The sequence below is a fragment of the Bacillus sp. 3G2 genome (assembly GCF_044324725.1).
Lineage (GTDB): Bacteria > Bacillota > Bacilli > Bacillales > Bacillaceae_G > Bacillus_A > Bacillus_A mobilis.
This window is the reverse complement of record NZ_CP172246.1, coordinates 74,220-82,500: the sequence shown is the minus strand read 5'-3', so window position 1 is coordinate 82,500 and position 8,281 is coordinate 74,220. Positions and strand designations below refer to the sequence as shown.

General features: G+C 38.7%; 9 protein-coding genes and 1 rRNA gene (1 of these 10 running past the window's edge). All 10 read right to left on the bottom strand.

The genetic code is table 11. The features are described 5' to 3' along the window. Positions 1-423, bottom strand: a 16S ribosomal RNA gene (locus tag ACHZK0_RS00435); it reaches 1,129 nt to the left of the window's first position. Between the two features lie 373 nt (positions 424-796). Beyond that, entirely contained in the window at positions 797-2,296 is a 1,500-nt protein-coding gene (gene lysS, locus ACHZK0_RS00430) for a lysine--tRNA ligase (protein ID WP_000369672.1), read from the bottom strand. 159 nt (positions 2,297-2,455) lie between these two features. Beyond that, a complete protein-coding gene (gene dusB / locus ACHZK0_RS00425; RefSeq protein WP_000912237.1) occupies positions 2,456-3,454 on the bottom strand; it encodes a tRNA dihydrouridine synthase DusB in 999 nt (332 codons plus the stop codon). Positions 3,455-3,477: 23 nt separating this feature from the next. Next, complete coding sequence (locus ACHZK0_RS00420; RefSeq protein WP_000387029.1) at positions 3,478-3,681, bottom strand: helix-turn-helix domain-containing protein; 204 nt, start codon at positions 3,679-3,681, stop codon at positions 3,478-3,480. After that, entirely contained in the window at positions 3,633-4,148 is a 516-nt protein-coding gene (gene folK / locus ACHZK0_RS00415; RefSeq protein WP_063262637.1) for a 2-amino-4-hydroxy-6-hydroxymethyldihydropteridine diphosphokinase, read from the bottom strand. The genes ACHZK0_RS00420 and folK overlap by 49 nt, the downstream gene beginning before the upstream one ends. Further along, positions 4,145-4,507 (bottom strand): dihydroneopterin aldolase, encoded by a 363-nt coding sequence (gene folB, locus ACHZK0_RS00410; RefSeq protein ID WP_262742126.1) that lies wholly within the window; start codon positions 4,505-4,507, stop codon positions 4,145-4,147. The genes folK and folB overlap by 4 nt, the downstream gene beginning before the upstream one ends. Next, positions 4,508-5,368 carry a dihydropteroate synthase gene (folP, locus tag ACHZK0_RS00405; RefSeq protein ID WP_270343685.1) on the bottom strand — a complete coding sequence of 287 codons (861 nt, stop codon included), beginning with the start codon at positions 5,366-5,368 and terminating at the stop codon, positions 4,508-4,510. After that, a complete protein-coding gene (gene pabC, locus ACHZK0_RS00400) occupies positions 5,358-6,215 on the bottom strand; it encodes an aminodeoxychorismate lyase (protein WP_395761066.1) in 858 nt (285 codons plus the stop codon). Before pabC ends, folP begins: the two co-directional genes overlap by 11 nt. Continuing rightward, positions 6,209-6,796, bottom strand: a complete 588-nt coding sequence (gene pabA / locus ACHZK0_RS00395) for an aminodeoxychorismate/anthranilate synthase component II (RefSeq protein ID WP_262742129.1) — start codon at positions 6,794-6,796, stop codon at positions 6,209-6,211. The genes pabC and pabA overlap by 7 nt, the downstream gene beginning before the upstream one ends. 5 nt (positions 6,797-6,801) lie before the next feature. Then, positions 6,802-8,199, bottom strand: a complete 1,398-nt coding sequence (gene pabB, locus ACHZK0_RS00390; protein WP_262742130.1) for an aminodeoxychorismate synthase component I — start codon at positions 8,197-8,199, stop codon at positions 6,802-6,804. Between the last annotated feature and the right edge of the window lie 82 nt (positions 8,200-8,281).

Sequence of the window (8,281 nt, the reverse complement as noted above, 5' to 3'; positions counted from 1 at the left end):
TTCATCACTCACGCGGCGTTGCTCCGTCAGACTTTCGTCCATTGCGGAAGATTCCCTACTGCTGCCTCCCGTAGGAGTCTGGGCCGTGTCTCAGTCCCAGTGTGGCCGATCACCCTCTCAGGTCGGCTACGCATCGTTGCCTTGGTGAGCCGTTACCTCACCAACTAGCTAATGCGACGCGGGTCCATCCATAAGTGACAGCCGAAGCCGCCTTTCAATTCCGAACCATGCAGTTCAAAATGTTATCCGGTATTAGCCCCGGTTTCCCGGAGTTATCCCAGTCTTATGGGCAGGTTACCCACGTGTTACTCACCCGTCCGCCGCTAACTTCTTGAGAGCAAGCTCTCAATCCATTCGCTCGACTTGCATGTATTAGGCACGCCGCCAGCGTTCATCCTGAGCCAGGATCAAACTCTCCAATAAAGTTAGTTTGTCTAGCATCTAAAAATAAAAATTGACGTTTCACGTTGTTTGTTTCGTTCAGTTTTCAAAGAACTTGTCTGCCGCTCAGAAGCGACTTTATTAATATAACATTTTGTTATATTTTCGTCAACAACTTTTTTCAATAAGTTGTTTTTCGTTTGTTTTGCTTGTTACCTTTCGTGGCAACGAATATAAATATACCAGTTTGATTATTAAAATGCAATAGTTTTTCTAATAAAATTTTTAACTTAGTAAAAAAGTATAAAAACAGCACATTTCTTCTATATAAATATAATTTCTTGCACCCTCAAGAACTACTATCCCCACGTAACTCTTACTCCAATAAAAAAAGCTTTGGAGAAATCTCCAAAGCTTAGTCTTGTTTATGACGCATAGCAGGGAATAGTAATACATCACGAATAGATGGTGCATTCGTTAATAGCATAACAAGACGATCAATACCAATTCCTAGTCCACCTGTAGGAGGCATACCGTACTCAAGAGCTTCAATATAATCATCATCCATCATGTGAGCTTCATCATTACCTTGCTCGCGCTCTTTTAGTTGCGCTTCAAAACGTTCTTTTTGATCAATCGGATCATTTAGCTCAGTGAATGCATTTGCATGTTCACGTGCAACGATAAATAATTCGAAACGATCTGTGAATCGTGGATCTTCGTCATTCTTTTTCGCAAGTGGCGAAATTTCTACCGGATGACCGTAAATAAACGTTGGTTGGATTAATTTATCTTCTACTTTTTGTTCGAAGAATTCATTTATAATATGACCAACTTCCATCGTATCCTTAATACCTACATTATGTTCTTTTGCAAGTTCACGCGCTTCTTCTACACTCATCGGATTCCAGAAATCCGCTCCAGAGTGTTCTTTAATCGCATCTACCATATGAAGACGTGTCCATTCTGGCTCTAGATTAATTTCATAATCACCATATTGGATTGTTGTTGTACCTAGTACTTGCTTCGCAATATGAGCAACCATATTTTCTGTTAGTTTCATAATATCTTTATAATCAGCATACGCCTCATATAATTCAATCATTGTAAACTCTGGGTTATGGCGAGTTGACACACCCTCATTACGGAATACACGACCGATTTCATAAACTTTTTCTAATCCACCCACAATAAGGCGTTTTAAATGAAGTTCAATTGCGATACGCATGTATAATTCCATATCTAACGCATTATGGTGCGTAATGAAAGGACGCGCAGAAGCTCCACCTGCAATTGCATGCATCATAGGTGTTTCCACTTCAAGGTAACCATTGTCATCTAAGTATCTTCTCATTTCACGAATGATCTTACTACGAGTAACGAATGTTTCACGGCTTTCCATACTTGTAATTAAATCTAAGTAACGTTGACGATAGCGTTGTTCAACATCTTTTAACCCATGATATTTATCCGGTAATGGACGAAGAGATTTCGTTAATAGCGTAAAGCCCGTTGCTTTCACTGAAAGTTCTCCAACGTTTGTTTTGAATACTTTACCTTCAATACCTACTAAGTCACCTAAATCTGCTGTTTTAAATAATTCGTACTCTTCATCTCCAACAGCATCTTTACGAACATAAATTTGAACTTGTCCATGTAAATCTTGAATATGCGCAAATCCAGCTTTTCCTTTACCGCGTTTTGTCATAATACGACCAGCGATAGAAACAGAGATTTCTTTCTCTTCTAATTCTTCTTTAGAGAACTCTCCATATAAGCTTAATAAGTCATTTGTTGCATTTGTACGTTCAAATCGTTTACCGAACGGATCGATTCCTTGCTCACGTAAGTTATGTAACTTTTCACGACGAACAAGCAATTGGTCGTTTAATTCTTCGTGGTTCATGTTATCCATGGTATTGATATCACTCCAGCTCTATTAATTTTTACAATATATACAGTATAGCATTTTCTACTCAACTAGAAAAACTGCCAGCAACCAGCTGGCAGTTCTTCTTTCTTTCACGTAATTATAGGAAGTGTATAGAAGAATGTCAATCTTCCCTATCTATTATTAACCAACGTGAATTGTTTGTTGTTTCGCTTCTACTTCTTCTACAAATGCACCTAATACATTCGCAAGGTCTTCACGCGTATTACAAGCATTGATTCCATTACGTACAGTTGCATTACCACGAACACCCTTTAAATACCAAGCTGCATGCTTTCTCATCTCTCTTACAGCGACATTTTCATTCTTTAAATCGATAAGACGATCTAGATGCAACATACATACGTCAATTTTCTCGCGCACTGTTGGCTCCGGCATTAATTCACCCGTTTCCAAATACTTTACCGTACGATAAATCATCCACGGGTCCCCAAGGGCAGCGCGACCAATCATAACACCATCTACACCAATTTCATCAAGCATACGCTTTGCATCTTGTGGTGTTTCGACATCACCATTTCCGATAACCGGGATATTTACAGCTTGCTTTACTTGTTTAATAATATCCCAATCTGCTTTCCCTTCATACATTTGTACTCGTGTACGCCCATGAACCGCTACCGCTTGTCCGCCAGCACGCTCAACAGCTTTCGCATTCTCAATTGCAAAAATATGATCTGCATCCCAACCAATACGCATCTTAACTGTAACCGGCTTTTCAACAGCATCTACAACTGCCGCTACCATTTCATATATTTTATTCGGGTCTAAAAGCCACTTCGCTCCCGCATCACACTTTATGATTTTCGGTACTGGGCACCCCATATTAATATCAATAATGTCTGCTGTCGTATATTTATCTACATATTTCGCAGCATCTACAAGAGTTTCTTTCTCTCCGCCGAAAATTTGTAAACTTAATGGTTTTTCTCTTTCATCAATATATAACATATCTAATGTTCTTTTGTTATTAAGCAATATCGCTTTATCACTTACCATTTCAGCACAAACTAGGCCTGCACCAAATTCTTTTACTGTCAAACGGAATGCAGAATTACACACTCCCGCCATCGGTGCTAATACAACCGGGTTTTTCATCTCAATATTTGCGATCTTTAACACTCGACTTACTCCTTCCTTCATAGTCACTTAGGCATTAATTCCTCCACCGAAACCTTCAGTGCCTTAGCAACTTCCACTACAAAATCTTGGGAAGGCGATCGATTCCCTCTCTCAACTTCACCTAAAACAGATACAGATACCCCTAACTCTTTCGCAAAACCTTCTTGCGTGTAGCCTTTTAGCTTTCGAAAAGCACGAATGCGTCTTCCCCATTTTTCTGCTTCCATACCGTTACTCCCTCTCGCCTTTTCATTTCTTCTACTTGTGAACGTGAAATGTTTTGTTTAATATCTTGATTAATCTCTAACAACGGAACGATAACAAAAGCTCTTTCGAACATCCGCGGATGCGGAACAATAAGATTCTCTGCTTCAATATTTTCTTGATTATATAGCAAAATGTCAAGGTCGATGGTCCTCGGACCCCACCTAATTTCCCTTTTTCTTCCTAAATCATTCTCTACTCTTTGCGTAACTTTCAATAACTCTTGCGGTGATAAATTGGTAGAAATTTTTACAACTAAATTTAAAAAGCAACTTTGGTCAGTATAGCCAACTGGTTCTGTTTCATATACAGATGAAACATCGTTAACTTGGATATACGGGTTTTTATTTAAAAACTGAATCGCTTCAGTTAAATACGTGTGACGTTCTCCGATATTTGAGCCTAATGCAATGTAAGCTATATTATTCATGGACGTTCTCTCGTAATTTCCACTGCTACAGCACGATAATGCCCAGGTATCGGCGGATCTGGTTTAATTACTTTAATTGTACAACGGCAAATACTCTCATATTGTTTCAATATATCTGCAGCAATATTTTCAGCGATACTCTCCACAAGCTTATACGTTCTATCTTCAACAACTTTTCTACATACTTCGAAAAGTTCTCCATAATTGACAGAATGCTCTAAGTCATCACTTTCTCCCGCCTGCTTCAAATCCAATTCCACCGTTAAGTCCACTTTAAATCTCTGGCCCAATTTATTTTCCTCTGGGAATACACCATGATAACCGTAAAACTCCATATCATGAACATAGATTTTATCCAATTACTTTACCCCCTTACCAATCATCGCATCCATCATCTTAGCCATACGTGACATTTCCTTCACATCATGAACACGAACAAACTCACAGCCTTTTTCAATACCGAGACAAACGGTAGCTCCCGTTCCCTCAAGACGTTCCTCTACCGGTAAATCTAGCACATGCCCAATAAAGGACTTTCTTGAAGTACCTAACAGCACTGGGTAACCTAGTACGTTTAACTGTTCTAAATTACGCATCGCTTCTAAATTTTGTTCAGGCGTTTTAGCAAAACCGATGCCTGGGTCTAAAATGATATTCTCATCTCGCACACCAGCATCTTTAGCAATTTTAATACTGTCATATAAATCAGCAACCATATCAGCCATTAAATTTCGGTAATTCATGTTATCGCGATTATGCATTAAAATAATAGGTACATCGTAATGAGCTGCAACTTCAGCGATTTTTGGTTCCGCCTTCGCTCCCCAAATATCATTAATAATATGAGCACCCGCCTCTATTGCCTGTTTTGCAACTTCTGCTTTATACGTGTCGATAGAGATAGGCAATTTCACTTCTTTTGAAACAGCTTGAATCATCGGAACGACTCGCTTGATTTCTTCTTCCACTGATACTTTAGCAAAACCCGGGCGAGTAGATTCACCGCCGATATCAATAATATGAGCACCTTCATCCCGCATTTCTTTCGCATGGCGAACCGCAGCCTCTATCTCGTTGTAACTCCCACCATCAGAAAACGAATCTGGTGTTACATTTAAAATCCCCATAATTAAGGTTTTTTCATTTAAGTTCAATGTATATTCGCCGCAGCGCAAATCATAATCCCACTTCAAACTACACATCTCCTCTTCACAATTCATTTCTGCTCCACAATTTCTCTCTCTGCATTTCATAAAGACTCATAAACCTTTTTGTAACCATACCTACTTTACCCGGGAAATCTCGTCCCTCTATATGATAAAGTGGAACAATTTCTTGAATCGAGTTTGTTATGAAAACTTCATCAGCTGAAAGTAATTCATCTTTTGTAAAGAAACCTTCCTTTACTTCTACCCCTAACTCTTCAGCAACCTTTATAATAAACGCACGAGTGATACCATTTAAAATCCCCGTTTTTAACGAAGGTGTATATAAAATACTACCTTTTACGAAAAAGAGATTCGAAACAATACCCTCTGCAACATAACCTGTTTCAGTAAGGAAAATACCTTCCTTATTCACAACGTTTCCAAGTTCACGTTTCCCTAAAATATTATTTAAATAATGATGAGACTTCAAGCGGGATGCACCTTCTGGTGTATTTCGCACTTGCTTTAAAACAACCCCTTCTTTTTCCACTACATCTCCCGGGGCTGCTAAAGGTTTTATAAAAACAATAACAGACGGCTCTTCATACATTTCCGTTTGCAATCCAATTTCATCTATACCCGCCGAGACATTAAAACGGACATACGCATGCTCTAATTCATTCTTAACGAGTAGGTTCTTCAAAATAAGCAACACTTCATCTTTCGTCATTGTCCATTTAATTTGCAATGTATTCAACGCATCTATTAAACGATCATAATGATCATCCAATAAGAAAGAATGACCATTATAAATACGAAATGTCTCAAAAACTCCAAGGCCATATAAATAACCATGGTCATAAGGAGAAATTCTTGCTTCATTCGCTTCTACATACTCACCATTTACGTAAATTAACATGATGTCACACTTGGACTGTATTTACGAATGAAATTCTGTAACAACTCTTTCCCGTGGGAAGTCATAATCGATTCCGGATGGAACTGTACACCTTCAATCGGTAACGTTTTATGACGGAGCGCCATAATTTCCCCTTCTTCCGTCCAAGATGTTACCTCTAAGCAATCAGGTAACGTCTCTTTCTTAACGATAAGGGAATGATAGCGCGTCGCAGTAAACGGATTAGGAATATCCGAAAAAATCGTCTTTCCGTCATGATGCATAAGCGACGTTTTCCCATGCATTAAGCGCTCAGCACGAACAACCTCTCCACCAAACACTTGTGCAATGGATTGGTGCCCAAGACAAACTCCAAAAATCGGAATCTTTCCAGCAAAGTATTGAATAACCTCCATACTAATACCTGCTTCATTCGGACTACACGGACCTGGTGAAATCATTAAAAAGTCTGGTTTCATATTCTCAATATCTGAAATGGTCACTTCATCGTTACGTTTAACAACAAGCTCTTGTCCAAGTTCTCCTAGAAACTGCACTAAATTAAATGTAAAAGAATCATAATTATCAATCATTAATATCATTTCTCTCACCTAACCGTTTCTTCACTACGTTCTTTTGCACGCCATAAAGCAATCGCCTTTTTTAACGACTCTTTATATTCATTTTCCGGATTTGAATCAATTACAATTCCTGCTCCCGCTTGTACATGAGCCTTTCCATCTTTAGCAAGAAGTGTTCTAATTACAATATTCAATTCTGTATCTCCAGAATAACCGATCCAACCGATTGAACCTGTATAAATCCCTCTGCGAACAGGTTCTAATTCTTCAATAATTTCCATCGTACGTATTTTCGGGGCACCAGTAATTGTTCCCCCAGGGAATACAGCCTTCACTAAATCAAAAGCATCTTTATCTTCATCTACCTCACCACGAACATTAGAAACAATATGCATTACATGTGAGTATTTCTCGATTACCATAAACTCATCTACTTCTACAGTGCCATATTTACAAACACGCCCTAAATCATTTCGTTCTAAATCCACAAGCATGACGTGCTCTGCTCTTTCTTTTTCGTTCTCAATTAATTCTCTGGCTAATGCTTCATCCTCTTGTTCATTCGCCCCTCTAGATCTCGTTCCAGCAATTGGCCTTGTACTCACTTCGGTTCCTTGTTTCTTAATTAACAACTCTGGCGATCCACTAACAATTTGAAAATCTCCAAGCTCCAAGTAACCCATATATGGAGATGGATTAATTTCACGAAGACTTGTATAAATTTCTAGCGGGTGTGTTTGTAACGTTCTTTCTTGTCTCGTCGACAAGTTTACTTGGAACACATCACCAGCACCAATATATTCTTGAATACATTCAACCGCCTTCATAAAGCTTTCTTCTGTAAAAGCAACTGCTTCACTTTTCTTTTCAGGGCATGCAAATGGTATAGTCACTTCCGGCGCTTCTGTCACCCAAAGAACCTTCCACTCATTTAATCGCTCTTTTGCCTCTTCATGCTTATCTACATAATGTGTAATAATCCATAATACTTTCTCTTCTTGATCATACACAAACACATCATCAAATAATAAAAAGAATATATCAGGTATATTAATGTCATCCTCCGCAAGAGAAGGAAGTTTTTCAATATAACGGATGCAATCATAACTAAAGTAACCAATCGCACCACCTTGAAATGGCGGGTATTCCGGATTATAGTCCGTTTCCCATCGCTCCATATATTCCTGCATTAAATCTAATGGGTTTCCTTGCTTTATTGTTTCCTTACCACTTTCGCTTATATGTAACGTCTCGCCCTTCCCTCGGATTACCGCTACTGGGTTCAACCCCACAATGTTATAACGACCGCCACGTCCACTTTCTAACAAAATATGTTGCGGTTTATCCTTAGAAAGAAATTTATATTGCTTAAAGAAATCTAACTGATATGGAATAGAAAGCGCTAAAGATTTTCTTCGTTGCATATCAACACCCCGTCTTCTTTTATCCCACCCTCTTAAAGTAACCACCAGAAACTACATTCATTATGTATATAGAACGGTTATA

Bases quoted from the DNA above. Each gene is read 5' to 3' on its own strand.
- lysS (WP_000369672.1), bottom strand. From the start codon at position 2,296: ATGGATAACATGAACCACGAAGAATTAAACGACCAATTGCTTGTTCGT.
- ACHZK0_RS00420 (WP_000387029.1), bottom strand. From the start codon at position 3,681: ATGGAAGCAGAAAAATGGGGAAGACGCATTCGTGCTTTTCGAAAGCTA.
- folK (WP_063262637.1), bottom strand. From the start codon at position 4,148: ATGAATAATATAGCTTACATTGCATTAGGCTCAAATATCGGAGAACGT.
- folP (WP_270343685.1), bottom strand. From the start codon at position 5,368: ATGAATTGTGAAGAGGAGATGTGTAGTTTGAAGTGGGATTATGATTTG.
- pabC (WP_395761066.1), bottom strand. From the start codon at position 6,215: ATGTTAATTTACGTAAATGGTGAGTATGTAGAAGCGAATGAAGCAAGA.
- pabA (WP_262742129.1), bottom strand. From the start codon at position 6,796: ATGATATTAATGATTGATAATTATGATTCTTTTACATTTAATTTAGTG.
- pabB (WP_262742130.1), bottom strand. From the start codon at position 8,199: ATGCAACGAAGAAAATCTTTAGCGCTTTCTATTCCATATCAGTTAGAT.